Annotated in this window: 29 protein-coding genes and 2 pseudogenes; 11 read left to right on the forward strand and 20 right to left on the reverse strand. The window is 47.4% G+C overall.

The features are described 5' to 3' along the window. Positions 1 to 46 precede the first annotated feature (46 nt). From BQ7489_RS15765 to BQ7489_RS15830, 14 genes and pseudogenes are all read right to left on the reverse strand, one after another. A pseudogene (locus BQ7489_RS15765) lies at positions 47 to 382 on the reverse strand (glycoside hydrolase family protein); the annotation flags it as partial. A 13-nt stretch (positions 383 to 395) separates the two neighbouring features. Further along, positions 396 to 899, reverse strand: coding sequence for a DUF3872 domain-containing protein (locus BQ7489_RS15770; protein ID WP_072532242.1), 504 nt, complete (start codon positions 897 to 899; stop codon positions 396 to 398). A 33-nt stretch (positions 900 to 932) separates the two neighbouring features. Then, positions 933 to 1,811: a toprim domain-containing protein gene (locus BQ7489_RS15775; RefSeq protein ID WP_072531843.1), complete on the reverse strand. Its 879-nt coding sequence runs from the start codon at positions 1,809 to 1,811 to the stop codon at positions 933 to 935. A 6-nt stretch (positions 1,812 to 1,817) separates the two neighbouring features. Beyond that, positions 1,818 to 2,390, reverse strand: coding sequence for a conjugal transfer protein TraO (locus BQ7489_RS15780; protein ID WP_072531844.1), 573 nt, complete (start codon positions 2,388 to 2,390; stop codon positions 1,818 to 1,820). A 2-nt stretch (positions 2,391 to 2,392) separates the two neighbouring features. Next, the gene (gene traN, locus BQ7489_RS15785) at positions 2,393 to 3,364 is read right to left on the reverse strand and encodes a conjugative transposon protein TraN (RefSeq protein WP_072531845.1); all 972 of its coding nucleotides are present in this window, start codon (positions 3,362 to 3,364) and stop codon (positions 2,393 to 2,395) included. Positions 3,365 to 3,384: 20 nt separating this feature from the next. Next, positions 3,385 to 4,677, reverse strand: coding sequence for a conjugative transposon protein TraM (gene traM, locus BQ7489_RS15790; protein ID WP_072531846.1), 1,293 nt, complete (start codon positions 4,675 to 4,677; stop codon positions 3,385 to 3,387). Between the two features lie 4 nt (positions 4,678 to 4,681). Further along, positions 4,682 to 4,975 carry a TraL conjugative transposon family protein gene (locus BQ7489_RS15795; RefSeq protein WP_072532243.1) on the reverse strand — a complete coding sequence of 98 codons (294 nt, stop codon included), beginning with the start codon at positions 4,973 to 4,975 and terminating at the stop codon, positions 4,682 to 4,684. A 13-nt stretch (positions 4,976 to 4,988) separates the two neighbouring features. Further along, on the reverse strand, positions 4,989 to 5,612 hold the full coding sequence (gene traK, locus BQ7489_RS15800; protein WP_005801781.1) for a conjugative transposon protein TraK: 624 nt from the start codon (positions 5,610 to 5,612) through the stop codon (positions 4,989 to 4,991). Positions 5,613 to 5,645: 33 nt separating this feature from the next. Continuing rightward, positions 5,646 to 6,650: a conjugative transposon protein TraJ gene (gene traJ / locus BQ7489_RS15805; RefSeq protein WP_072531847.1), complete on the reverse strand. Its 1,005-nt coding sequence runs from the start codon at positions 6,648 to 6,650 to the stop codon at positions 5,646 to 5,648. Positions 6,651 to 6,668: 18 nt separating this feature from the next. After that, entirely contained in the window at positions 6,669 to 7,301 is a 633-nt protein-coding gene (locus BQ7489_RS15810; RefSeq protein WP_072531848.1) for a DUF4141 domain-containing protein, read from the reverse strand. A 42-nt stretch (positions 7,302 to 7,343) separates the two neighbouring features. After that, positions 7,344 to 8,393 (reverse strand): hypothetical protein, encoded by a 1,050-nt coding sequence (locus tag BQ7489_RS15815; protein WP_072531849.1) that lies wholly within the window; start codon positions 8,391 to 8,393, stop codon positions 7,344 to 7,346. Between the two features lie 21 nt (positions 8,394 to 8,414). Continuing rightward, positions 8,415 to 10,916: a TraG family conjugative transposon ATPase gene (locus BQ7489_RS15820; protein ID WP_072531850.1), complete on the reverse strand. Its 2,502-nt coding sequence runs from the start codon at positions 10,914 to 10,916 to the stop codon at positions 8,415 to 8,417. Next, a complete protein-coding gene (locus BQ7489_RS15825; RefSeq protein ID WP_072531851.1) occupies positions 10,913 to 11,245 on the reverse strand; it encodes a DUF4133 domain-containing protein in 333 nt (110 codons plus the stop codon). The genes BQ7489_RS15820 and BQ7489_RS15825 overlap by 4 nt, the downstream gene beginning before the upstream one ends. A gap of 2 nt (positions 11,246 to 11,247) precedes the next feature. Then, positions 11,248 to 11,544: a DUF4134 domain-containing protein gene (locus BQ7489_RS15830; RefSeq protein ID WP_072531852.1), complete on the reverse strand. Its 297-nt coding sequence runs from the start codon at positions 11,542 to 11,544 to the stop codon at positions 11,248 to 11,250. A gap of 546 nt (positions 11,545 to 12,090) precedes the next feature. Here BQ7489_RS15830 and BQ7489_RS15835 point away from each other — a divergent pair. From BQ7489_RS15835 to BQ7489_RS15865, 7 genes are all read left to right on the forward strand, one after another. Continuing rightward, positions 12,091 to 12,672 carry a Crp/Fnr family transcriptional regulator gene (locus BQ7489_RS15835; RefSeq protein WP_239496967.1) on the forward strand — a complete coding sequence of 194 codons (582 nt, stop codon included), beginning with the start codon at positions 12,091 to 12,093 and terminating at the stop codon, positions 12,670 to 12,672. A gap of 108 nt (positions 12,673 to 12,780) precedes the next feature. Beyond that, positions 12,781 to 13,200, forward strand: a complete 420-nt coding sequence (locus BQ7489_RS15840; RefSeq protein ID WP_072531853.1) for a hypothetical protein — start codon at positions 12,781 to 12,783, stop codon at positions 13,198 to 13,200. A gap of 107 nt (positions 13,201 to 13,307) precedes the next feature. Continuing rightward, positions 13,308 to 13,598: a hypothetical protein gene (locus tag BQ7489_RS15845; RefSeq protein ID WP_072531854.1), complete on the forward strand. Its 291-nt coding sequence runs from the start codon at positions 13,308 to 13,310 to the stop codon at positions 13,596 to 13,598. 140 nt (positions 13,599 to 13,738) lie between these two features. After that, complete coding sequence (locus BQ7489_RS15850; RefSeq protein ID WP_071147970.1) at positions 13,739 to 15,025, forward strand: IS1380 family transposase; 1,287 nt, start codon at positions 13,739 to 13,741, stop codon at positions 15,023 to 15,025. 196 nt (positions 15,026 to 15,221) lie between these two features. Further along, a complete protein-coding gene (locus BQ7489_RS15855; RefSeq protein WP_072531855.1) occupies positions 15,222 to 15,578 on the forward strand; it encodes a DUF4377 domain-containing protein in 357 nt (118 codons plus the stop codon). 32 nt (positions 15,579 to 15,610) lie between these two features. Further along, positions 15,611 to 16,057, forward strand: coding sequence for a GNAT family N-acetyltransferase (locus BQ7489_RS15860; RefSeq protein WP_072531856.1), 447 nt, complete (start codon positions 15,611 to 15,613; stop codon positions 16,055 to 16,057). Positions 16,058 to 16,283: 226 nt separating this feature from the next. Beyond that, on the forward strand, positions 16,284 to 17,639 hold the full coding sequence (locus BQ7489_RS15865; protein ID WP_239496968.1) for a SecDF P1 head subdomain-containing protein: 1,356 nt from the start codon (positions 16,284 to 16,286) through the stop codon (positions 17,637 to 17,639). Between the two features lie 783 nt (positions 17,640 to 18,422). Here the strand turns inward: BQ7489_RS15865 and BQ7489_RS15875 are convergent. From BQ7489_RS15875 to BQ7489_RS15905, 6 genes are all read right to left on the reverse strand, one after another. After that, positions 18,423 to 19,349 (reverse strand): hypothetical protein, encoded by a 927-nt coding sequence (locus BQ7489_RS15875; protein ID WP_239496969.1) that lies wholly within the window; start codon positions 19,347 to 19,349, stop codon positions 18,423 to 18,425. 549 nt (positions 19,350 to 19,898) lie between these two features. Further along, positions 19,899 to 20,804, reverse strand: coding sequence for an energy transducer TonB (locus BQ7489_RS15885; RefSeq protein ID WP_072531859.1), 906 nt, complete (start codon positions 20,802 to 20,804; stop codon positions 19,899 to 19,901). 382 nt (positions 20,805 to 21,186) lie between these two features. Beyond that, on the reverse strand, positions 21,187 to 21,942 hold the full coding sequence (locus BQ7489_RS15890; RefSeq protein ID WP_072532245.1) for a DUF4122 family protein: 756 nt from the start codon (positions 21,940 to 21,942) through the stop codon (positions 21,187 to 21,189). A gap of 2 nt (positions 21,943 to 21,944) precedes the next feature. Next, complete coding sequence (locus tag BQ7489_RS15895) at positions 21,945 to 22,400, reverse strand: DUF3408 domain-containing protein (RefSeq protein WP_072531860.1); 456 nt, start codon at positions 22,398 to 22,400, stop codon at positions 21,945 to 21,947. Between the two features lie 2 nt (positions 22,401 to 22,402). Further along, a complete protein-coding gene (locus BQ7489_RS15900; protein WP_072531861.1) occupies positions 22,403 to 22,840 on the reverse strand; it encodes a DUF3408 domain-containing protein in 438 nt (145 codons plus the stop codon). Next, a complete protein-coding gene (locus tag BQ7489_RS15905; protein WP_072531862.1) occupies positions 22,837 to 23,604 on the reverse strand; it encodes a ParA family protein in 768 nt (255 codons plus the stop codon). Before BQ7489_RS15905 ends, BQ7489_RS15900 begins: the two co-directional genes overlap by 4 nt. Before the next feature lie 129 nt (positions 23,605 to 23,733). On the opposite strand from BQ7489_RS15905, the gene BQ7489_RS17870 reads away from it, so the two are divergent. The 4 genes and pseudogenes from BQ7489_RS17870 to BQ7489_RS15920 form a co-directional block, all read left to right on the forward strand. After that, on the forward strand, positions 23,734 to 23,862 hold the full coding sequence (locus BQ7489_RS17870) for a hypothetical protein (RefSeq protein WP_262483195.1): 129 nt from the start codon (positions 23,734 to 23,736) through the stop codon (positions 23,860 to 23,862). Positions 23,863 to 24,277: 415 nt separating this feature from the next. Further along, positions 24,278 to 24,736, forward strand: coding sequence for a conjugal transfer protein MobA (gene mobA / locus BQ7489_RS15910; protein WP_072531863.1), 459 nt, complete (start codon positions 24,278 to 24,280; stop codon positions 24,734 to 24,736). 1 nt (position 24,737) lies between these two features. Continuing rightward, entirely contained in the window at positions 24,738 to 25,994 is a 1,257-nt protein-coding gene (gene mobB / locus BQ7489_RS15915; protein WP_072531864.1) for a conjugal transfer protein MobB, read from the forward strand. A 34-nt stretch (positions 25,995 to 26,028) separates the two neighbouring features. Beyond that, positions 26,029 to 26,949 (forward strand): annotated as a pseudogene (locus BQ7489_RS15920) (YWFCY domain-containing protein); the annotation flags it as partial. Between the last annotated feature and the right edge of the window lie 40 nt (positions 26,950 to 26,989).

A 26,989-nucleotide genomic window follows, 5' to 3' on the forward strand; every position in this document is an offset into this window, starting at 1 on the left:
CAATGATTTATATTTTCTTTATTTACATAATAAAATTGCTTACATAACCGACATTATAGGCAAGTGTGGCCAGCAGCAGAGAATCCTTTCCGAATTGCCTGAACATGGCGCAGAACTTGCGCAAATCCTTCCTGAGAAGTTCATCAGCCTGTTGCCTTGTCATGGTATGGGCAGAATACTTTTCCCCGGGTTGCAGGCAATGACCCCAACCTACATAGGGGTAATGCCGGGAAGAATGCCAGCCCTCAAACCGCTTGATGCACTCGACGGCAAGGCTGAACCTGTCCTGTTTCTCCTTTACCGGATTCTCCGCCCACAACGGTATGCTCCCGAAGCAGGCAATGGCGAAAAACACCGCAAACAACTTTGCACTTATTCCCATAGGCAGGTCAGATTCATTGTGATACGATGACGACAGGCAGTTCCTTGCCACCGGAAGTAACCACGGTATCCTCGTCCTCCGTCTCATTGTTGAAATCGAAGGTCAGCTGAAAAAGCTGTGCCGGCTCGCTGTTGTCCTCAAAATAGATGTCGATGCTCTGCTGGTCCTCACACTCGGAGGTGTAATAAAGGCGGAACACCTCCCTGTCCAGGGGATAACGGTCGTTGGGCAGCAGTACCATCCCGTCGTCCATGCGCAGCTTGCCTTCACCGTCCGGCTGGAAATAGCGGATGGTATAGCGGGCGTCGGAGAACTGTCCTTCCCGTTTCAGTTCACAGCGGATTTCCACGGTCTCGCCTTTCACGATACGCTTGGGAACCGGCATCGTCTCCACCTTAAAAGGATAGGACTGCTGCACGTCAAGGTCATCGCTGCACGAAGTCAATATACTGAAGGTCATGCCCATCAGGGCGCATACAAGGGCAAACAGCCCTTTCTTGTTCATAATTGGTTTCATATTCATTTCTTGTTTTAACGGTTTATAAAAAAATTACTGTACAGGCGGAAAATTGCTTTCCAGATATTCGTTCAGGTCCTTGCATCCGGCATACAGGTCGGAACAGTCGTCAATCCTGTCACCGTAGCGTTTCCGAAGGACGGCCAGTGTCCTTTTTCCGGCATCGTCATTGTCCAAGTAGCACCGGATCTTCCCGTAATGGTCCAGATAAGGGAACGAGCGTTCAAGCAGGGCCACCGAATTGAGGACCAGATAGTCCTCACCGCGGCTGATGCCGAGTACCTTCCACGAAAGGAAATCGATGAACCCCTCAAACAGGTTGCAGGTAAGCGAGCCGTTGCAGATAACGGAAATATCCTTGGGCGGGATGCACCATTTCATGAACCTGCTCCGTAGCTCATAGCCTCCACTCATATTCCTGAAGCCGACGGCAAAATACCGCTTGCCGTACAGCCGGAACCGTACTTCCTCGCACTCTGCACGGGCAATTTCGGCAGGAATGCCGCGTCCCTTCAGGTAACCGAGCAGGACATTGCAGTACAAGGGACTCTGTACCACTTCCTCAAAGCGGGAGGCCTCTTTCCGCTTTTCTGCCCTGACACCTCCATTTACCTTTTTCTGTCCGGTATATTCAGGTATTGTGCCTCCATATACTCCGGCGATGAACCTCACCTGAGCCATGAAGCCGTCACATCCCGAAAGTTCTCCCGCAAGGGTGAAGATGTCGCCTCCATGCCCGGTACCGAAGTCGTGCCATACACCCTTGCGGGTGTTCACATGGAACGAAGGTGTCCTTTCCTCACGGCACGGGGAGAGATACCAGCATTCGTCGCCGTGCCGTCTGACCGGCTCATGTCCCAGACGGGACAGGAATTCCTCAATGGGAATGCCTCTGATCATCTCTATATCCATAGGCGTCTAATTGATGATGAAACGGACTCCAAGCCCGAACTGTGTCGTGAACTTTCCCAGAGAACTTCCCCAAAGCACACGTTCACGCACATGGGCAAGCAGCACGATACGGTCCGTCACATAGCTTTCCAGCTCCAGCGTCAGGGCTCCGCCATAGACGAAGGCATCCCGGTAGGAAAGCATGGAACCGTCATACAGAACCTTTTCTCCCCAGTTCAGTGTCTCATATCCCACCAGGGCGGAACCGCCGACAGAAAGGAAGAATATCTTCGCCGGATCGGACAGGAACTTCAGGTAATAACCGCCCTCGGCCGTAAACTGGGCCCGTGGAACGGAAGTCCCGCGATAGCCGTAGTTCTTCAGCAGGTATTCCACGCCAGCCACCCAATGGTTGGCCCTTTTCGTATAGCCCGACACGGCAAACCCCGTGTACCAGTCAACCGGAGATTGCAGGCTTCCGGCAAAGCCACCCCTGAGTTCCACGCCCTTCATTCCGGGAAGGTAACGCTGGGCGTATGCCTGCCCCGATGACAGGGCAAGCGATACGCATACGGCAAAAAGAAACAGATACTTCTTCATGGTCATTTCACTTTAAGTTCATTGATAACCCTCGCTCTCACGATATCTTCACTCTCCACGGTGAAGCTCTGATGACGGCCTCCGCTCTTCTCGTGCATCTCCACCACCAGCATCTTGTCGGCGGGAATGGTGAACTTGTCAAAGACAAAGACGGTACGCTCGTCCTTCTTTCCGGCGACAGCCGTGGCATAATTGTAGGCACGCAGCGGAAATATCACCTGCTCCTGGATAGCCGTGCGCTTGAGGACTTTCTTGTCCACAATCTTGAACGTCACGAAATCCACCTCATAAGGCACGTTCGACGTGTTCTTCACCTGGGTATGGAAATAGAGCAGCCCGTTGTGGGTATAGAGCCCGCGCAGCAGGTACTGGATGCCGAACGCCTTGCTCCCGATATGCTTGACATGACGTCTGTTATCCTTGTGGATGGCCTTGGCAATAAGGTGTACCAGCTTGGGCGACTCACTGCCGAGTTCCTTCAGGTAGATGTCAAGGGCATTGTTCGGGCGGTTCACCTCGCTGCCGTCATGAATGAAATCGGCCATCTCAATGTTGAGCAGCAGGGGCTCGTCGGCATACTTGACATTGAAGGTGTAGAAACTTCCGCTTTCGGTAATCACCGACATGTTGGTCTCCTCACGGAAGTTCTTTCTGGTAGCCTTGACACGGATGACGTTCTCTGAACCGTCCGCCTTGCCCGCAATCAGATTCGGAGAACCGAGATCCACATAACGGACAGCCGAGGGAAAGATGATATGGGTCGTCTTGTCATACGTCACTTCCAGCCCGTATGGCGGAATCATCCGGTCAAAGGTGAGCTTTCTGGACAGCCCGTGATAGAGGTCGCCGTCCTCCTGCTGCGGATAGATATCCGCCTTCAGGGTCAAATCATTTACGGCCGTGGTATCAGCCGACTGTGCATGTGCACTTGCAACGCCGCCTGCGAGAGCAAGCATCAAAAGAATCTTTTTCATGTCTTTACTGTTTTAATGGGTTATTGATTGTTGTTCTGATAAAGCATCAGTCCGTAGCCTGATTTGAGATGCACCTTCTCCTCACGCATCTTCTTGGAAATGTACTGCGACACGCCCTGTATGGCCCCCCGTCCAAGCTCGGAGAGGAGCTGGTCGCCTGCCGACTGGTTGGTGATGGAGATGGTCGTGCCGAGATTCTGTCCCATGTTGGCGGCCACTTCCCTGACCGCATTTGCTTCCGTCGAGCCGGGAATGAATATCCCGGCCTGTCCGTCACTGTCCAGCACGGTCAGTTCCACGGGAATGACATTGCCGTCATATTCGACCTGCAGGATTTCAATGCCAAGCCGCTCGCCCTGGATACGTCCCTCACCAGTCAGCAGGGTATTGCGGGGAAGCACGTATCTTCCCACACGCATGGCCTCCAGCAGCCTGAGACGCACGCTTTGTCCGCTGATGACGGTCTGGTCGCCATGCACGCAGGCCCGTATGGTATTTTTCGTCCTCTGTGTCCCGGCACTGCCCACAGCCGTATGGAAGCCGGCATTCGCACCGGAAAGCAGTCTCGCGAACTGCATCGAATCGGCAAGAGGCTGAGGAAGGGACGACACGACCGGAGAGGAAACCAACCAGACGGGAACGGCTTTCGCCTTCCTCTCCCTTGAGGGGTTTTCCGTCTCCTGACTGTCCGCTGTTCCCGTGCTGCCGCCCGAAGGCATATATTTGGCGGCAAGCTCATAGGACTTCTCCAGCAAAGCCACCTGTTCCTCGTAGCTCGGTCCGGCCGTCTGCGCTGCGGCAGCCTGGCGGAGCTGTTCCACCTCTGCTTTCAGCGCTTCCTTTTCCGGGTCTTCCTTAGGACTCTCGTAAAAACTACCGAGAGTGGCGTTGATGTCGTTGTAAGCCGAGGCTGAAGAGGCGAAGGCTCCCGTCCTTCCGTTTCCTCCTGAATGGTACGCACGGCTTTCATTTTCACTTGCAATGTCCTGCGCCGGTTCTGTTTCCGGGATATTATCCTGTCTGTGTCCATCGGCCAGGGCGGAGAAGTCGGCCAGCGTACGCTTCTTCTCCTCCTGCCGGCGAACCATGTCCGCCTGCTCATAGGCAGCCATCTTGTCCGCCTCGATACCCGTACCCCTCGGGTCGGGAAGTTCGGCATTGAAGCCCATTTTCTTTTCCGCTTCCTGCCTGTCTTTCTCGGTCGGGGCGAAAATCAGCCACATACACCCGAGGAACAGCAGGAACATGCCGGTGAAAACCAGATATTTCCTGATTTTCTGCTTCTGTTTCAATTTTTCTGCATCCGTACTCATAACCTTACCTGTTGAACTGGTTAAAAAACTCTTCCATCTCACGGATTTTTACATCGGAAAGGGTATCCGCCGGCACAAAGTCGGGAACCTCAAGCGGAGTAATCCTGATGACGTCCTGCCGGGCGTCCTCCCGCCCGATGTCATAAACCGCCCGGAAAATCATGTAGAAATTGACCAGCGCGAAAAGGGAAGCCATTACAATGACGGCAATTGCCCTCTGACGGGGTGTGAGCCTGTCACAAAGGCCGCGCAGCCTGCCCCCGATAAAATCCTTGATTTTTACATACATCTTTCTCATACATACCTTGTTTTTATCTGTCATACATTCTGATATCCCTGTTCTCCAGCACGCGGAACCCTTCCAGGATGAACCCGTGCGGATTGTTGTCACTGCGGGTGGAGTTCCGCAGCCTGCCATGCGTGACAAGGCTGCGTTCCGTCACGCTCTTCTCACGGATGATGAAAAGGCGTGCATACGTCATGACATCATACGGATAGGTGTTGAAGTCGCACTTCACGCTGTCTATCTCGATACGCTGGCTGACATTGCCCGAAATGATTCTATTGTAGTAGCCCTGTTCGGCCAGATCACCGTAATGGGAATAGGCGGAACGGTCGCTCAGGAACATGGCACGCTGCACGTTCCCCTCGATGGCACTCTTGTCAGGCGCCAGCGTGAAGAACAGCTCGTGGAAGCGTCTGACATGCTCCCTTGCCTCTACGGGGCGGTTCTGCTCCAGGTCCTGCGAGAGGGCGAGCATGAGCGACTTTCCTTCGTCCAGCACATAGATTTTCTGGCGCTGGGCTTCGGCAAAGCTGTACGCCTTCCACACGGAATAGCCCACAAGCAGAGTGCAGACCCCCAGATAGACGATTCCGAACAGGCGCAGATGCCGGAAGCTGGTCTCGATATTTTTCAGTGATTTGAATTCCATTGTCTTTCAGTTTTTTTGATTGTCATTACTTGATTACTTGAACAGTCTTCCGGTCACGTTGCCCACGGCGGCACCGGTGGCGCCTCCCACAATGGACCCGGCCTTGGAAGCCGTCTGGTTCACGTTCTTTCCGTAGTTCCCGGCACCTCCTCCGGCCTGCACGATCCAGTTCGCCACGGTCGGGATGGTGAAATACCCGATGATGCCGATGATAAGGAACGTGATATACACGGCATTGGAACTGTCCGGAATGAAGTTGGGGTCAGACAGCTGCTCGATGTCCTTCTGAAGCATCAGAGTCTGTATGCGGGCCAGCACACTGCTGAAAAGGTCAGAGACGGGCAGCCACAGATAGATGCTGATATAGCGGACAAACCACTGGCTGAGCGAAGCCTGGAAACCGTCCCAGCACGAGATGGCAAAGGAGATGGGCCCGAGTATGGAAAGGACAATCAGGAAGAAGGTCCTGAGCGTATCCACCACCAGTGCAGCGGCATTGAACATCAGTTCCAGCAGCTCGAGGAAAAAGTTCTGCACCGCCTTCTTCATGTTGTACATGGCACGGTCCACGTACATGCCGCACGCCTCGATGGCGTCCAGGGCTCCCAACTCGTCCAGCTTGTTGTCAAAAGCCTCCTTGTCCACCAGGTAGGCCGTCTCGGGATTCCTCCGCATCGCCTCAATCTCCAGCTTGTCCTTCTGCTCCCGGTACTCGTTCATGTCGAAGGTCTGCGTCTCCAGAATCTTGTGCGTTCCGGTCACGACGGGTGACAGGATGCTGTTGAGCGTACCCAGCACGATGGTCGGAAAAAACATGATGCAGATACCCAGAGCGAACGGGCGCAGTAGGGGGAACACGTCAATGGGTTCGGCCCTGGCCAGCGACTGCCAGACACGGTACGCCACATAAAAGAGGGCTCCCAATCCGGCAAGGCCCTTGGCCACGCCGGTCATCTGCGAACAGAGCGGCATCATGTCCGTGTACAGACTTTGCAGAATCTGGTGCAGATTGTCAAAATTCACAGCCAACAATACCATAAGCAATCCTCCCTGAAATTACCAGTAGCGTTCGTTGGGTGAACCGTACAGGGCCATCACGCGGTCAAGGTCATTCTGCTTCTTGGCTCGCAGGTACGACACGCCGATGTTCTTGTTGGTATAGTACTGCACCAGACTGCGGTATTGCAGCATGTCGGTATAGCAGCGGTCGATGATGTCCATACGCTCCTTGTCGTTCATCGAAAGGCCGTTCTCATTGACCACCGTCTTCAGGTCTGTCAGCAGATTGGCACTCTCCTCCAGCAGCTTTGTGTAGCCGAGGGCGATGGCACTCAGTTCCTCAGGGGTGAAATAAGGGTCATTGAGCATACGCTCATAGCTGGTCACGTAGATTTCCGTGATGTCACCGACCATCAGGATGGTCTGCTGCACCTTGCGGGCATCGCGTACCAGATTCTTGACTTTCCTAAGACCGTCATAATACTCCTTGCCCTGCTGGTAAATCTTTACCGTCTCCTGAAAATTTTTGACCATATTGCTGGCCGTCGAGGACGTGTGGACAATATTCTTGGCGGCGTTGATGATGCCCTGGGCCAGATTCCCGGGGTCGGTCACTACCCATTGGGCGTGTGCCTTGCCTGCCGAAAGAAGGCAGATACAGCATAAGGCTGTCATAATTCTTTTTTTCATGTCGTTAATCTTTAATGGTTGATAAATCTTTTTTTCGTAAATTCAAAGTCCCATCTTTCGCCCTTTGGACGGCGGGTTACGGAGGATAGGCTTGTGTACCGGTCTCGGACGGTCTGCCTCTGCCACTTTTTTTCCCCCGTGTCTGAGGGAGGCGAAGAATTCGTCAGCATACGGTCTGCGGCTGGTAACCCGGACTAACCTGTCATCCAGTTCTTTGTAGGCTTTCTGTGCCTGATGGGATTGTTCTTCCGGGGCTGCGGTCTTGTCAATACCGTATTTGATCAGAAAATCCGGTTGCACATTGATAAGGTCGTTTGAAGCATCCGGTGACACAGCGATACGCCCCAATTTGTCAAGCTCCCGGTCAAGTCTCTCAAGATAGAAGTCCGGCAGACGGACTCCGGGGATGTTCTCGACCGCCTTTTCAGCCGCCGCACACATCTCGGCTTCTATACGGGGAATGTTCATCCTGACATCAGGCTCAATGCAGCAGTCATCCCTGTCCATCAGATAGCTTTCGAGCCATTCATAGGTACTGCATTTGTCCTCAATGCCATAGCGCAGCTTGACGTAGGTCGATGGAAGCATGCTGTATGAGGCGAGTTCGCATAGTTCAGATACATCCCGGCTCTTTCTCTGGAAGTCCAATATTCCTATTGCGGATATTACTTCACTATGTGGCGGGCGTTCAATTCTATTCATCGGATATTTCGTACATCCCCAATCACGCATAACGGTGTACATTGCGAACAAGCCATGCACTGATGTGGCTTCCGATGGTGGGATATCCGTCAGTTGAGAGCCGTGTTTCGCCATAAATGGAGTATCCGTCAATACATCCATCATATTTACGGATTCCTTTTTCATCGTTGATATGGGAGAATCGAAGGGTTCGGATTTCGCTATCAGCAGGGCGATCTGTTCAATAGCTTTTTCCGAATGACTGTACTCCCGGATAAGCTTTGCAAGTTCCCCGTGATTGTACACACCGGCAAGAAGTTTGGCTTTTTGAGCAATCTCCTGCAATTCCCGGTAGTCCGGTTCCCGGAGGCGACCGACAATCCGATGTCTTATCCATTCGGTAAATTTCATGTCTTTCTTGATTTTTGAATGTTACTTACTGTTACGTTTACTCTCGGCCAGCTGCTTGATTGCCAGCTCGATATTGCCACCCAGCTTCCGGGTAAGCCGCATCAGTTCCAGCTTTTCCGTCTCCTCGGTCGTGTAGGTGTAGTATTCTTCGGGCGAGACTTCGGTGGCATAGACCGCCGACTGCGTTCCGCCGAGACCTATCCACACTTCCTTGTACTTGCGGGACGGGCTGTTGGCCATGTTGATGGAGAGAATCTGGGCACGTTCCTTGTCGGTCAGGCCCAGCAGGGACTGGATTTCATCGAACTTGTTGACATACTTCCGCTGGTCCAACAAGATCTTGCAGTCACTGTTGTTGATGATGGTTCCCTTGACAATGGGTGACGATATGATGTCTTCCACTTCTTGGGTAACGACAACAGCCTCCCCGAAAAACTTTCGGACGGTCTTAAAAAGGTACTTCAGATATTCCGCCATACCTTCCTTGCTGATGGCCTTCCATGCCTCCTCCAACAGAATCATTTTGCGAATACCTTTCAGCTTTCTCATCTTGTTGATGAAGGTTTCCATGATGATGATGGTGACAATCGGGAACAGTACCTTGTTGTCCTTGATATTGTCCAACTCAAAGACTATGAAGCGTTTGGACAACAGATCAAGCTGTTTTTCGGAATTTAACAGATAGTCGTATTCGCCACCCTTGTAATAAGGTTCCAGCACATTAAGGAATCCCCACACGTCAAAATCCTTCTCCCGTGTACGCTTGGTCTTCAGGATTTCCTGATACTCGTCGCGGATGAACTCATAGAAGGTATTGAAGGATGGAACCACGGTACTGTCCGTGCGTATCTTCTCCAAAAAGAGATTGACCGCATTGGAGAGCGCCACCTCCTCGGCACGTGTCGGCGGCTCGTCATCACGTTTCCACAGGGTAAGGATAAGCGTCTTGATGGACTCCTTCTTTTCGATGTCAAACACACCGTCCTCCACGTAGAAAGGATTGAAGGCTATCGGATCGCTCTCCTCATAGGTGAAATAGATGCCGTCCTCGCCATGCGTGCGGGCATGGATAAGGCTGCACAGTCCCTGATAGGAATTTCCCGTGTCCACCAGCAGCACATGCGCTCCCTGTTCGTAATACTGGCGCACCATGTGGTTGGTGAAGAATGACTTTCCGCTGCCCGAAGGTCCGAGGATGAACTTGTTGCGGTTGGTAATCGTACCGTTCTTCATCGGCAGGTCGGAGATGTCCAGATGGACAGGCTTTCCGGTCAGACGGTCCACCATGCGGATGCCAAACGGAGAAAGCGAATCCTTGTAGGACGTTTCCCCGATGAACAGGCACAGGGCCTGCTCGATGAAGGTGTAGAAACTTTCCTCAGACGGAAAATCACCGGCATTGCCGGGAATGGCCGCCCAGAAGAGTGTAGGTACATCGACGGTATTGTGACGGGGCTTGGCCTCCATCAGGGCAATCTGGCTGCCCACATCATTCTTGATACGCTTCAGCTTCTCGCGGTCGTCGCTCCATGCAAAGACATTGCAGTGTGCACGGATGGAAGTGAGTCCCTTGCTGTGCGCCTCGTTCAGGTACTCCTCAATCCATTCACGGTTGATCTGGTTGGAACGGCTGTAACGGGACAGCGAGTGCATGTTACGGGCAGTCTGCTCGAACTTCCTCAGGTTCTCCGCCGAATCGTCTATGAAGAGATACTGGTTCACGATATGGTTGCACGTGAGCAGTATCCCTATCGGTGCGGCAAAGGAGAGGCGGCAGTCGCTGCGGTCCGTGGACAGACGTTCATAACGGCTGTCCGTACCCACGGATGACGGCAAATCCTCCGTCTCGGAGAGGGTATGCAGACAGAGCACATTGTCTCCGACCTTCATTTCCCCGGCTCCGAGGGTGATGTCCTGCAGGCTGGTCGTGTCCTCCTGCGAGAGCGAGAAATACTTTTCGATAATGCCCGCGGAGGTTTCCGTACCGATAATCTCTTCGTCCGTCAGCCTGACCATGCGAACCAGACCGCTGTCGTTCACGATACGCTCGAACTGCCCGCAGCATTCCAGGAACCGTGCGACGGTATCCTTGTCCTGCATCTCCTTGGGGATGATGAACCCGCGCGTGAGGGCATTGAAGCTGCTGGTCGTGCGGCTGTGCTCCTTCGTGGTCTTGGTCAGGAACAGATAGCAGGTATGGTTCAGGTACGGCCGCTCGTTGAAATGCCTTTCAAAACTGCGGCTGAGGAAACTCAGGTCATCCCGGCAGATGTCGGGCCTGTAGCTCTCCTCGATGAAGATGTCCTGCTTGTGGACGATGCTGTAATTCGGCAAAACCCGGACAGCCTTCGCCCATGTGGAATGGAGGGCCTCGTACTCGGCGCGTGTCAGCGTGAACACTTCCGGCAGCTCCACCCTGTAGGCCACGGTGATGTCGGCATCCTTGCTGATGATGCATTCGTGCTCGACGGCCATCAGCGGGAACCGGCTTTCCAGCGTGGCGGCTTTCATTACATTTCTCATACGCTTCGTTTTTTCGGGGTTGGACAAATCAACCGGAGGAAACCCTTCCGGCTGATGATGTAGCGGGGATGTCGGCGCAGTGCCTGCAATTTCATCAGTCCCCATTCACCGTATTTCGCGTTCAGGCGGAAAGTCACCCAGACAAGCACCGAGGCGCAGGTGACACCGAAACCGATACATACCCACTGGTCGATGCCTGCCATGTACATGATGACAAACAGAACGAACAGGGTGAGCAGTCCGCCGGCGAAGATGAACAGGTACTGGCTTTTCAGCCCCTTGAACTCAGGGCTGCGGCCGATTCCCTTGTTGATAGAATACTCCGCCATAATCAGAGGAAGAATGAGCGTAAGATGGTGGCGGCCACGATTAAAAAGATGCAGGCGCCGAACCAGCTGGCTGCCGTCTTGGAGGTGTCGGGATCTCCCGAGGAAAACTTGGAATAGACCTTCACGCCCCCGATAAGGCCGACCACGGCTCCGATGGCATAAATCAGTTTGGTTCCCGGATCAAAATAGGAAGTGACCATGTTGGTGGCTTCAGTGATGCCGCCGATACCGTTACCCTGGGCGAAAGCCCCTGTCGTTGCAAGCAGCGCCATGGCTGCAAAAAAGAATCTTTTTTTCATGTGTCGAAACTTTTAATTGGTGAGACAAAAAATGATTTCGACCACGAATATATAATACGTAATTAATTGATTTACAACACTGACGATGCGTGACATCGGGTGTCATTACGTTACATCGGCAAGGGGATTCCAGCAACGGAAAAACAGTGGAAAAACGGCTTTTGATCCTTCCGGCGAAGGTAGCTCGTGCCTTCGCTACTTCTCGACATGCGACAGCCGGAATAGCAGAGAATCATAATCCGTACATACGACGGATTTCATAAAGGACAAACGGTATGTAAAAGGAGATAAAAAGGGACGCATTTCCCGATAGCTGAAACAATGGCTGATACAGGAAAATGCGGACTAAAAAAACTCTGTGAACTAATCAGGAATAAGGTCATAAAACACTTGGTCATCAAAAAGAAATCCGATAATTTAGGGACGTATTTTGATTTCTTGAAGTGCTAATATGAATTTTTGTTAGAAACTTTCAAGGAATATGTGTAAATACGAATATATAAACATACATAAGAAAATATAATGCTTTTGTAAAATGACTTTTATATGAAAATGGATACATTTAACACATATATGTCCAACATACCTACTGAATTTTTTAAGAGCTTATGCCTAAAATATGGAAGCGCATATACCTATAAAAAAGGGGAATATATCTCAAAAGAAGGAGAGATATTTCCTTATTGGGGATATATAGAATCAGGTATCATAAAATACACTTGCTACAACGTGACAGAAAAAAAAGAATATAATACAGGATTTTCCTTTGCAGGTGAATTTATGGCTGACTATCCCACATGTCTTTATAATATCAAGTCTGAGATTTCCATACAGGCTTTGACAACCTGTAGAATATATATTTGCCACTCTGATAAACTAAAAAAAGAATTTGAAAGAAGCATAGAAAATCAATATATAGCACGTATCGCAGCAGAACAAATGTGCTTTCAAACCTATTCAAGATATACCGACTTTTATAGACTGACCCCTGAAGAACGGTACAGACAACTTATTAGAAGAAGCCCGGATTTACTTCAACTCGTTCCCCTAAAGGAGATTTCTTCTTACTTGAGAATAACCCCCACCCACATGAGTAGAATAAGAAAAATGGCAAGTTTTGACAAGTGAATCTCAACATATGTTGAGATTTTGATTTGTAGCCTGCAATTGAATAAGATATATTGTTCTCTATAAATATTTTATAGTACCTTTATGTATTAAAAAAACAATAGTTGTATGAAGACAATAAACTTATATGGAATACTGATGCTGTTCCTTTGTGTATTTAGCTTTTATAGCTGTAAAGATGATGACCAAACACCACAGTTTGAATTTACACCGGAATCATTAAATCAAACGGTCTGGAAAGGTAATATAACTGATCCAACCTATAATGGAGAAGTTGGTATAAATTTTGAGACTAAAGAAACAGGAGTAATAAATTGCGTAGATCCAGAAAATCCGGAATATACTATGGTGGAAGGTTTCACGTATGAGATAAAAGGGAAGTACATTTACTTCAAGAACTCTATTATACTTAAAAGCCAACCATGGAGTTTGATAGAAATATCTAATGACAAAATGATACTCAAATACAATCTGGTTGATATAAAACCTCAATATCAGTCAACATTAGAACTTACAAGAATTGATTAGTTAATCTGACAAGAAAAGCGGCAAGAAATAACTTTGTCGCTTTTTTATTCCAATTCCTATTTAAAACCAAATGCGTCTATCAAGACATAATCATTAATAAAAAGCTTATGGGTACTTTAGGTTGTATAAATGATATGATGCGGAGGGACAAAGAAAACCGAGAACTTCGCAAATTAAATAGGGAGAGAATTAAAGAACACCATAAATATCTTATGGGAAAAGGGAAAAATGTTGATTTACCGAAGATGTCAGTTGAAAAGTTAGAGGAAATACATAAAAAAACTTTAGAAAAAGAGAAATTGGATAAAGCCAGTATATTCAAGGCTAAACTTGTGATTTTAACAAGTACCTTGTTTTTATTTTTATTATGCTGGATTTTATATCAATGTTTTTTTTAATAAACCTAAATTCCGCAGCATTTTAGTTTAACTTATTTTATAAGTACCTGAGCAACAAAAAGTTGCTCAGGATTTTGCCATGTCAGATTTTTCACCTATCTTAGTGTTGCAAATCAAAATATGTATCAAACCCGACAGACATGGCAAAGGTAGCAATAAAATCTGAGAAACTCTCTCCTTTTGGAGGAATTTTTTCAATAATGGAGCAATTTGACTCCAATCTCTCATCTGTAATCGACTCAACCCTCGGTATGAGATGTAGGCTGTATGGTTATCAATACAGCGAAATCATCCGTTCGCTTATGAGCGTTTATTTCTGTGGCGGCTCATGCATAGAGGATGTCACCACTCATCTGATGTATCACCTCTCGCTTCATCCGACACTTCGCACATGCAGTGCCGACACGATTCTCAGAGCCATAAAGGAACTGACCCAGGATAACATTTCCTACACATCCGACACTGGCAAGACCTACGACTTAAACACGGCAGACATGCTGAATACACTGCTCCTCAATTGCCTATTGTCCACAGGGCAGCTGAAAGATGGCGAGGGGTATGACGTTGACTTCGACCACCAGTTCATAGAGGCTGAGAAGTTTGATGCGAAACCCACATACAAGAAGTTTCTCGGATACCGTCCTGGCGTGGCGGTTATTGGCGACTTGATTGTCGGCATTGAGAACAGCGACGGCAACACAAATGTCCGTTTCCACCAGAAGGACACGCTGAAGAGGTTCTTTGAAAGGTTTGAAAAGAACAAGCTTATGATCAACCGTTTCAGAGCTGATTGCGGCTCGTGTTCTGAAGAGATAGTGGAAGAGATTGCTAAACACTGCAAGACCTTCTATATCCGTGCCAACCGATGCAGTTCGCTCTACAATGACATCTTTGCCCTCAGAGGTTGGAAGAAAGTGGAATTGGGCGGCATTGAGTTTGAGCTGGCCTCCATTCTCATCGAGAAATGGAAAGGGAAGGCATACCGTCTTGTGATTCAAAGACAGAAGCGGATAGACGGCGAACTCGACCTGTGGGAAGGAGAATACACCTACCGCTGCATCCTTACAAATGACTACGAGTCTTCCGAGAAAGAGATTGTCGAATTCTATAACCTCCGTGGAGGGAAGGAACGCATCTTCGATGACATGAATAACGGATTCGGCTGGAACAGGCTTCCAAAATCCTTCATGGGAGAAAACACGGTGTTTCTTCTGCTTACGGCACTCATACGCAACTTCTATAAATTCATCATGGCGAGGCTTGACGTGAAGAGGTTCGGACTCAAAGCAACAAGCCGCATCAAGGCGTTTGTCTTCAAGTTCATCTCTGTGCCAGCCAAATGGGTCAGGACATCAAGGCAGTATGTGCTGAATATCTATTCATGCAACAACGCTTATGCTGATGTGTTCCAGAATGACTTTGGATGACACCGACAACTTATGGTCGTGATTTTGCGTATTGCCTCAAGTCGCATGGTGGGGTAAGGGGATTTAATGCGTCTTTGTGGCGATTTTTGCTGCGTTGCACCCTCTTTTGCCACAGTGTCGCTACCTTTTTGACCTCTGTGTCATCTTATGAGGGCGGTTGCGGATTTGAGGATAAACAAACTTCTATAAAAGCAATATGAAGACAAAGAATCTATTTGGAATACTTATGCTATTCCTGTTGACATTCACCTTTACCAGTTGTGATAAAGATGATCTGACAGACAAAGTAGAAATTGTAACAATGTATGTTTCTGCAGAAACAGATACTTATACACCTTGGGGAAGTGAGACTCCTATAGAGTGTATGCTTGTTAAAGAAGAAGGAAATGCAAGCTATTCAAAACTTCCTTTCAGTGGTATAGATGGATTTGTTTATAAGAAAGGGACTGAATACACTCTTAAGGTTGAAAAAACGATCTTAGCAAATCCTCCTGCTGATGATAGCAATGTCAGATATAAACTGATAGAGATTTTAACAGAACAAGAAAAATGAGGTAATAATACATAATTCTAAATCATAGTGATGTGGATATAAAACTTATTACTTCTAATAAGAAACAATTCTTGGATTTGCTGTTGTTGGCAGATGAGCAAGAGAGCATGATAGACAAATACCTGGAACGTGGTGAAATGTTTGCTCTTTATGATAATGATCTTAAGGCGGTCTCTGTTGTTACATGTGAAGGAAGGAGTATCTACGAAATAAAAAATATAGCCGTTTATCCCTCTTCCCAACGCAAAGGATACGGGAAACGGCTCATTGATTATCTTTTCGAATATTATCAGGGGAAATGTTCCATCATGTATGTCGGTACGGGAGATACGCCTTCCGCTCTCTCTTTCTACGAGCATTGTGGCTTTCGTATCTCACATCGACTGAAAAACTTCTTCTTAGACAATTATGTTAAACCTATTTATGAAGACGGAAAACAGCTTACCGACATGGTGTACTTACGAAAAGACTTCTCTTGATTCATGTCTGATAAGTAATTCTCTACATATGTTATGAAATTGGTTAATAGTCTGTAATTGAATAAGATCTATTCCCTACTATAAAAACTTTATTATACTTTTGCTATAGTTTGTATAACGAAATCAAAATTCTTCAGGTGTATAAAGATAAAGAACACAGGGGACTTGATGAACAAAAGACTTTCGAGAAAATACACGTGAATACGGAACTATAAATCAACGCAATATGAGAACAAATATCATCTTATTCAGTCTTGTATCACTTTTATTCTTTACGCCAAGAATGAAAGCACAATCAAATACGGCTAAACATGATTTTACACATAAAGAAAACGGCTGGTATCTTGTATTAAGAACAGACAGCATATCTGCTAAACCAATCATAACGGTAAAAGATATAGTTGGATTAAAACTTGAAAAGGACTATTACGGCAAATATGCCATTAGCGGACGAATTAGCAAGCATAAGATCAATAAGTGGGCAGATGCTACAGAAAAAGCAATAGGGAAACAGATTGCATTCGTATATAACGACTCCATTATCTCAGATCCACAGGTTAATGGCAGGATAGAAAGCGGTGCATTCATGATAACGTCCCAATCAGACCAGAAACTGCCTGAAATCTATAAAGGCATAATGAAAGAAAAATCAGACTCGATTGAAGTCATTTTCGATGGCTGGGAAAAAGATTCTCTATACTATGAACTATCCTCTGAAGAAAGAGATTCTATAAATATGGGTATAGACTATTGGGAGGCGAAGGCATGGGTAGATATGTCTTCAAAGCCTGATGAGCACTACTGGTACAACATAGAGGATTCTTCTGAATATGTGAAACTGGAAAAGGCTCTGGAGGATGAGCTTGATAGAACGAACTACAACAGCAACTCTTCGGACTATATGAAGTCTGAAGCCTACAAAGCCTACAAACAATATCTGCACGAGAACAAAGACTATATAAACCTGATGTTCCAAGGCTTTCTGTTCAATAACCTGAAGGGACTGCATGCCTATCTGGTTGATGACATAATACAATCCAAGTATCCTTCTGCGCCAAGTATAAGAAGCTATATTGACAAAACAGACAATGCGGATGATGAGAGGTTTGCCGTATATGAATGGCAACGGAAAGTCTGGTTTCTGATGAACACGACAGGAGAAAACAATACAGTAATGTCTGATGACCAGAAAGCAAGGAAAAGAATTGATAAGATGATGGAGAAGGCAAACAGGTATAGAGAATCCATTACCGATACTACATATCTGCAAACTACTGTTGAAATGTCGTATTCTGCAATAGACGCATTGAATGCTGACGGTTATAATGACGATTATCTATATAATCAGGTAGCATATCTCGCAGCCTTAGACAGAGCAAGAAAATACCTGTCGGAAAAGGATGGAAAACTGATATGCTCATTGTCTTCACCGGAAGACATTAATGTACGAAAGGACTTGTATGACTTTATTTTAGATTTATTCCAGCAATGGAATGAAATGCTTGATTCGGGAAACTTCAAGATTATAAAGGACGAAAAAGGGTTACTAACAGTTGTTTATAAAGATTATGGAAATAAATAAAATTATCAATGATATTTTCAAGATAGTTCTGAATATCATCCTAATAACTATAGCGGTATCCTGTTTGGTTCAGGTATTTTCAGGTGACTTTACCTCAATCGGTATATTATACCGATTAGTAATAGTGGGCTTATGCATATTTACCATATTCAATAAGAAGTACAGATACTTTGGTGCTTCTTTATTGTTGTTACTGATATTTATCGCATATATATTTCAGCAAAATAACATACCAGGTTGAAGGAAGCCGTTTCTACTTTTCTTCCGAATGTGCACGTAAACCTCATATACAGCTCAATTGCTGTACAGGGAGCTTGAATGGCCAGCAGAGCTTCATTGGTAACAGCATATTGGGACAACGTATGCAACAGAGGCACATATTATACCGTGAAAAATGCTATGGAAACCAGACGAAAGGTCACCAATCTACATACAGGAGAAATGATAACTGTGGACTCATTTAAGGGAAATAGCAAGACTGTCATAAAAAATGAACTATGTCCACAGAGGGCAAACAATTCCATTGGAAGCATCATGCATACAAAAGTTGAATAACTTACTGAATAGTAAATTATAAACTTTCCTTTAACCAATCAGTCTGTCTTTTCCCCCTTCTTAAAGAATATGGGTGTTGTCCATACAGAATTGCGATATTCCCCTTTGCCATAATAATTGATAGTGGCGTCCAGCGAGGCATGTCTTTGATTATTTCCAATACTTGATTATCCCATTCCTGTATTCCACAACTTCGCACAACATCAGCCTCATATACTTCTCAACACCTCATGTTACATCATAAGGAGGACGTTGACGGATAAACTCACCATAAACCCGACCGACAAGCGTGTATTTTGCAGAATCACCCTTATCATGCGTTATATCTTCCTGCAAAGGCATAACAAAATTCCGATATTCCATAGTGTACTTCCCATTGATAAAAAACACCTCCCAGGGATAAATGGATTTCAGCGTTTCTTTGAGGGCAAGAGCCAGCGGATGATTCCCGTCATTTATCATTTCCTGCGAAGAACGCAGATAAATGAAACGTACGTCACAGTCTATAAAGTGACCGTCGGCTGTCAATTGGATATCACTTAGCGAAAAACGAATCCGTTCTCCACGGTACTCAGGAAACCGCTCCCAAGGAAACCGACGCACAATCTCCCCATATGCCTTTGTCAAATTCATTCCGGCTCTCCGGTAATTATGATAAGTCTGCGTTTCCAGCACTTTACCGTTCCGGACGGTCAGTACCTGTTCCGTTTCCATGTTACGGTCGAAACCGTCATGCACGTATCTCACCAAATCTCCTTTTCCGGCCCGAAGTTCCCCACTGAACCAGCGGGCTTGAATCGTCCCCGCCCGACAATAGGACGCAAAAATCGGCTGCAAGTCCTTCACCTCATACACCCGTGTAGATTTCTTCTTACCGACCTCTTCATAGACATCCGCCTCTACCCGTTGCAGGCAAAGATACCCGTCACGCACCTCCCAGAAAGCGGTATATCCGCTATAATTACCCGTGGACCGACTGACATTTTCTGGAAGAAAATCTCCCATCCGCCTGCGCAGCAGGGAGTCGTATCCTATGGGCTTTGCCATCAAGACCCATTCCTTTCCTTCCAGGCGAATCACATCGCCCGATTGCCCTGTGGCCTTAAGCGGCAGCACGGCGAGCCACAGCAGGATACACAGCACCATCTTTTTCATACGCATCTGACTGTAAGGTAAATCTTGTCCTGAAAGATACGAAAAAGAAACGGTTTTTCAAAGCTGTGGAAGAAATTGGCCAGACGCCTCTTCGTTTTCCCGGGAACATCCTTCTGATATGTACGTCTCCCTTCCCGGAGACGTATGTTTCCCGAGGCAGAAACGTACGTTCTACGGCAGGGAAACATACGTTTTCCTTGTGGGAAACATAGAAAACGCCTTGAAGAATTCCTCACTCCTTCAAGGCGTTTCCAGCTTATCCGTAACACGGAGAGAAGCCCTTTAATAACCGAAAGGAACCCATCAAGAACTCGTGAACAAAAGCTTGTGTACAAAAAACGATACTTGCAAGATGGATGAAAAACTTTTGGCCTTCAAAAATAAAATAGATAATTTAGGGGCGAATGATTGAGTGTCAAAGTGACAGAATTAATGATTTCCATAAACATGCTAAAAATCTACTTTCTAAAATATCAATCATCACCATTCCAACAGTATTCTCATCACCTGGCAGCACAATCTGTTTCAAGATGCTTTTCACCTGACCAATCAGTCTGTCTTTTCCCCCTTCTTAAAGAATATGGGTGTTGTCCATACAGAATTGCGATATTCCCCTTTGCCGTAATAATTGATAGTGGGTGTCCAGCGAGGCATGTCTTTGATTATTTCCAATACTTGATTATCCCATTCCTGTATTCCACAACTTCGCACAACATCAGCCTCATATACTTCTCCATACGAATTGATTCGTATCGTATAAAGTCCTCTTATTTGCTGTTTGTCGCCCAACAATGAAGGGTCATACACCAGGCGTTGAGTGATGTAATCTTGTGCGGCCCCCGGTTTACCATCTTGAAAATAAGACACGGCTTCCCATTCTACAAAGCTCTGTTTTGCATTTTCTTCTGCAATACTGTCTGCCTTTACTCTGTCTCTATAATGTTGTGGCAGGAATGGAACATATACCGTGTATAGACATTCCATGCGTTTGCCGTTCTTGTCCCTGCATGGCAGACAGTGTGGAAGCTCCTTAACCAATCTGATTACTTCCTTGTCAAAGTCTTTATGCCTGGTTGTCAGAATACTGACATTATGAGGCAGGCCTAAAGTATCAAGAGAGAACATGACGATGGAATATCCGGCCTGGTTCTTTGTCAACATATGTTTGGGATAAACCATCCGGGAAGTAAAATATTTCTCCAGATCATAACCCCATACTGCCCATCTTGGAGATTCGATTACGGACAAGTCTTTAAATGGTTTTCCCGATATGTCCAAAACGCCCAAATTCCAAATGTTCTCTGCACGCCAAATACTGTCCAGACATTTTTCTTTCATCCTTTCTTCCTGCATCTTGCTTGCCGACAAAACGGATATATCAGCAAAATGGTTGTTCTGGGCAGAAAGTCCGTTCACTACAATCCACGAAAGCAATATAAACAAAAGCGTCTTCATAACCAGTCATAATAATGATACTCAAAAATAAGAAAAAGAAACAACCTGACTAATTATCAGACTATTCCTTTTCTGTTAAGTTTAAGACAATTAACTCTTATTGTTTTATCTAAACTGTTTTGATTCCACGACAATACAATTCATTTAACTACAATTTCTACAGTACTTTTTACTTCACTTATAAAAACACTTCCTGCCTGTGTAAACCGGATAAAGGCTTCATATCCCTATTCATGAAATACCCCCACTTCTCCCTAAATACGAAAAGGGGAAGCAGGGGTATGAAACCAAAGTTTTCATATGCGTATCACTCTTTCAGATTCAACCTGTATCTCCTTCAATGGTTTGACAGTTTCAGGCTGGCCACTTTTGAACTTCTTGATCACGCATACTTATCTATATCGAAAGGCTCATCTTCCTTACTGCCTTTTCTCCCTGATACGCCCCTCCGGTTTCCCAGATACTTGTCAAGCAAACCGTTCACCTTCTCCAAGTTGCTCAGCTTGTCGGTCAGGAAAGCCAATATCTCCGTTTCACTCAGTTTGTAATGGATGGTTCTTGCGGCACGCAGGGCTTTCTGGTCATCAACAATCCCGGAAGTAAGTACTTCCGCTACGTTGTTTATTTCCTCGATTGTCAATGCCGTGTTGAAATCCGGGTCGGGTTCGGTATCTACGGGAGCCATCAGTTCCTCACGCTCTTCTTCCGTCAGCCCTTTGTTTTCCTGCTCCACATCATCAGAACCGATATCCTCGTCTTCCTCCAATGGAATTTTCTCCATCGGCTCGGAACGGGTTGGAGTCATCCTTGCAACTTTCGGGTCTTCCAGATAGATGACCTTTGTCTTGCCTATCACATCATCGTCATCCGAAGAAGAGGACGGAACAACCGTTTCGGTTTTTCCTTTGGAGTTATCCGTTTCCGGCTTTCTGCGCCTTGCCTTTCTGCGGGCACGACGCTCCGCCTCTTCCTTGCGTTGTCTGCGGTATCTCCACACTCTGACACGGGCAATCCGCATCAGTCTTAAAATGCGGTCCCATATTCCGTACATACGTCTGTGGAAAATGAATGTCCACAAATGGCACAATATATAGACAGCACATACTGCCTTTACGGTAAAATAAAATATCTCAGTCATAATTATAAAGGTTTGGTAATACATTCCATGTACAGCTTTGACATCTCATGCTCGTACTTCTTCAAATGTTCATCTATAATCCTGTTTACAAAACCGGAAATAGAAACCTCGGGAGCGGTAACTGCCAGAAAACGCTTGATGTAGGCATAACTCTCCCGGTTGATATATACTTGTATCCGGTTGCCTACAGGATAACTTACCAGATAGGAGAATTTATAAGAACCAGTTCCCGGAGACTTGAAAGCGGATAGGTTTTCCAGTACCTCAAATGTTATTTTGGAAGCATCATCATCCCCATTGTCATGTCTTTTGATGTCTGCCGTTTCAACAGAAACGTCACGGACATCCTTTCCGCTTTTCCTGCCCTTGAACAGCCTACGGAAAATAAACAAAGACAATCTGTAAACAGAGTAAATGCAGCAACAGGCAACAATGGCCTGAAAAATAATCTGTGTCATAATCAAAATGGTTTTAATGGTTTATAATACTCTTTGTTATACAATTCGTTGATTTCGTCCCAGTGTTTCTGCAGATGGTCCACAAGGATATTGCTGATAAAGCCGGATATGCTCATCTCCGGGGCGATGACAGGCAGTACCCGTTTGATGCACTCGGCCACTTCACGGTTGATATACACATGGGAACGGTTTGAAGCGGGTATATTGACCAGAAACCTTTCCCGGTATCCGAAGGATTCATCCTTTTTCCTTTTGGGCTTCTCCGCGGCGGGCTTTTCCGCTGGAGCATCTGCCGGTACGGTTGCGGCAGGGCTTTTCGCTTCCTGATGTTCCACTGACTTTTCTTTCGGGGCGGGGCTGTCCTTGCCGAAAACAGGTATGTCGCCGACGATGATATCCTTCAGGACATCTTCGTCCACCTCTACGATTTTCTTTTTCATGACTGTCCGAGTTTAAGTTTGACAATAAGCTCTTCCGCAAGTTCCACCAGTCCGCTGCCTTCCAGTTGCCTGGCCGGAGGTGGCATCAGCGTGCAACGGAAAAAAGCACGCTTGGCATGGGTAATCTCCTTTTCATAACGGCACAGGTCAGGAAGCGTGCTGTCAAGGACTGTCAGATGCAGCTCCCTCATGACTTCCGAGTATGACCTGAGAATCTCCACATTGGTACGTTTTTTCAATTTGTTCCAGAAAAAGAAGATGTCCTTGAGCAACGGGGTATTTTCCATCTTCTTGATGTGGTCAAGCACGGTCGTGGCAAATGCCAGCGTACTCTGCATCACAATCAGGTCCGGAACGGTGGGAGTAAGCACGTAATCCATATTGACAATCGTACGGAATACCCCGGTGGACTCGACCGTTCCGGGAAGATCCACAAAGATGAGGTCGTAATCTCCGCTTGCCGCAATCTCATCAGCCGCCTCCCTTGCCTTTTCAGCGGTAGAACCTACAATGGGATAGGCCTTTTTCTGCACTTGGCTCCACTGCTGTTTGATCAGCTGCCGGTAATAGGCACTGTTGGAAACAGCCTTTTTGTCACGCTCCCTCATACGTACGAGACTGTGTTGGGGAGAGTCACAGTCAACGATGGCCACATTCAGCCCCTTCTCGAAATGGAAGTAACTGGCAAGCACTACGGACAGGGCCGATTTCCCGACCCCTCCTTTCTGGTTGCTGATCGCAACGAACAAAGTTTCTTTACTCATAAGTCTTTCTTTTTAATTGTTATTGAATAAATACCGGTGTCATCCACTAATCCGTGAATCCGCAGACGTTTCTTTCCAACCATCCGAATCCGCATCCGTTAACGGTATCATCCGGTGTCATAACCTTTAATGCGACTGTTACCGCATCTTTCCGACATCGCTTTCATCCGCGGTCTGTCTGTTGGTCATGACAATCCGTCAACAGTCCCGTCCGATATTGCTTCCATCATCCCGACCGTTACCGGAATCATCGGATAATATGACCATTATTCCGCTATCAGAAGGCCGGTCGCAACCGTCCGCACTGCAAATAAAAGGGGATTTTCTCGAATAACCACCATCATCTAGGGACGGTGACGACTCTTGTCACCGTATGACATCTTGTTACATATAATCAACTGTTTTACAGATAGATATACCATCGTAACTTTGCCACCGACAACGGAATGGATGCCGGATGGAGCTATCCCGAAGCCGAAGAATGAGGCTGAAGGTCAAACCTCAATTTGACTTCAGGCAAATTCATGTTCAAGCGAACATAGCAAGTTGTGTTTTGAGGCACCCGAAATAAATTCGGGCACTCAAAACAAACTTGCCGCTCGCCTGAAGGCTCGGGAGGGATTTCCTCCAAAGTCGGAAATCCATGACGGAAAATCAGCAACAGAAAATCTCAATGCGTATGGAAGAAAACAGTAAAAGAAAGACAAGAAAAGGTGCGGGACGGAAACCGAAAACAGACCCGGCGGTACACCGCTATGTGGTACGGCTGAACTCGGAAGAGAACGGCCACTTTGAAATCCTGTTCCAGAAATCTGGACTGAAACAGCATTCCAAGTTCATCAAGGCGATGATTTTCGGACGCGAAATGAAGGTGGTCAGAATCGACAAGGCGGCGATGGACTACTACATCAGGCTGACAAATTTCTACCACCAGTTCCAGGCCATCGGCAACAACTACAACCAGACGGTGAAGGCTGTCAAGTCCAATTTCGGCGAGAAACGGGCATTCTCCCTGTTACGAAATCTGGAGAAAGCTACCATTGACCTGGTGGTACTGAGCAAGCGGATTGTCATGCTTACCCGGGAATTCGAGGAGGAATACCTGATAAAAAGAAGGAAGGAGGAACAGTAGAATGGTGGCTAAAATCAACCGGGGTGTATCGCTATACGGGGCGGTCATCTACAACCAGCGTAAAGTGGACGAGGCAACCGCCCGTATCATCGCGGGCAACCGCATGATTACCGACCTCAGCGGAAATCCCCACAATGTCATGCAGCAGACGCTGTGGGCTTTCGAGAGCTACCTCGCCGCCAACAGAAACACGGAGAAGCCGGTACTGCACATCTCCCTGAATCCTTCGGTGGACGACCGCCTCACGGACGGGCAGTTCGCGGAACTGGCACGCGAGTACATGCAGAAGATGGGCTACGGCGACCAGCCCTACATCGTCTATCTGCACGAAGACATTGACCGCAGGCATGTCCATATCGTCTCCACCTGCGTGAAGGAGAACGGCGAGAAAATCAGTGACGCATACGAATGGAACCGCTCGATGAAAGCCTGCCGGGAACTGGAAAACAAATTCGGGCTCAAACCTGTGGCAGACAAGCGGAACGAACTGCTGGCACCGTATCTAAAGAAAGCGGACTACCGGGACGGGGACGTGAAACGTCAGGTCGGCAATATCCTCAAGAGCGTGTTCACCGCCTACCGCTTCCAGACATTCGGGGAGTTCAGCGCCATGCTCTCATGCTTCAACATCGAGGCCAAACAGGTTCGGGGAGAATTTGAAGGTTCACCATACAACGGTATCGTATATACCCTGACAGACGATACGGGCAGGCCGGTATGCACGCCTATCAAATCTTCGCTCATCGGCAAGCGCTTCGGCTACGAAGGGATAGAAAAAAGGATTGCCGTCAATGTCCGTGACTTCAGGAACCGGAAGTGGCAGCCGAAAATCCATGACACCGTCGCACTGGCCATGCACGGATGCCGTGGAAACCGGGAAGACTTCATCCGGATTCTCGGGGAAAAGGGTATCGATGTGGTGTTCAGGGAAAACGAGGAAGGCCGCATCTACGGCGTGACTTTCATCGACCACAAGAACCGTGAGGTATATAACGGCTCCCGTCTGGGCAAGGAATTTTCCGCCAACGCCTTCGAACAGTTTTTCAGCAGGCCGCAGGAATTTCCGGAACAGGAAGCTCCCGGACAATATGCCGGCACCCGGGAAAGCCTTTCCGACAGCATGGAAAGTACCATCGAGCAGGCTTTCGGGATATTCAGTCCCGACATCAACGATCCTGACCCACAGGAAGAGGCACTCGCCCGCAAACTGCAACGCAAGAAAAAGAAGAAAAAACGCCGTTCACGCGGCATATCCTGATTGTCAATTACCAACCATCAAAATTTTTACAGTTATGCAACAAGAAGATGATTTGAGAGGACTGGCCAAGGTCATGGAGTTCATGCGTGCCATTTCCATCGTGTTTATTGTCATCCACGTCTACTGGTTCTGCTACGGGACATTCGTGGACATGGGTATCAACATTGGAGTCGTGGACAGAATCCTGCTGAACTTCCAAAGGACGGCAGGACTGTTCAGCAACCTGCTTGTGACGAAAGTGTTTGCCTTCATATTCCTGGGCCTTTCGTGCCTGGGTACGAAAGGGGTCAAGAACCAGAAGATGACGTGGCGGAAGATATACGCCGCCTTCCTCGGCGGCATCGTCCTTTTCTTCATGAACTGGTGGATGCTCGACCTGCCGTTCAACCCGACGGTGAATGCGGCCGCATATACGCTGACGCTCACCGCAGGCTACATTCTCCTGCTCATGTCGGGAATATGGATCAGCCGTATGCTGAAGCACAACCTCATGGAGGATGTGTTCAACACCGCCAACGAAAGTTTCATGCAGGAAACCAGGCTTATGGAAAACGAGTATTCCGTCAACCTGCCCACGAAATTTGTCTATCAGGGCAAGGAATGGGACGGCTGGATTAACATCGTGAACCCGTTCCGAGCCTCCATCGTGCTGGGAACCCCGGGCTCGGGAAAGAGTTATGCCGTGGTGAACAACTACATCAAACAGCAGATCGAGAAATCCTTTGCCATGTATATCTACGACTACAAGTTTCCTGACCTCTCGGAAATAGCCTACAACCATCTGCTCAAACACAGGCAGAGTTACAAGGTCAAACCGGAATTCTACGTCATCAATTTCGACGACCCCAGACGCAGCCACCGCTGCAATCCGATCAATCCGAGATTCATGGCAGACATCAGCGATGCCTACGAATCAGCCTACACAATAATGCTCAATTTGAACAAGACCTGGGTGTGACCTGGAAAGTCACGTAATTGATTGTTAAACAACAATG

The sequence above is a fragment of the Bacteroides ilei genome, assembly GCF_900128495.1.
Lineage (GTDB): Bacteria > Bacteroidota > Bacteroidia > Bacteroidales > Bacteroidaceae > Phocaeicola > Phocaeicola ilei.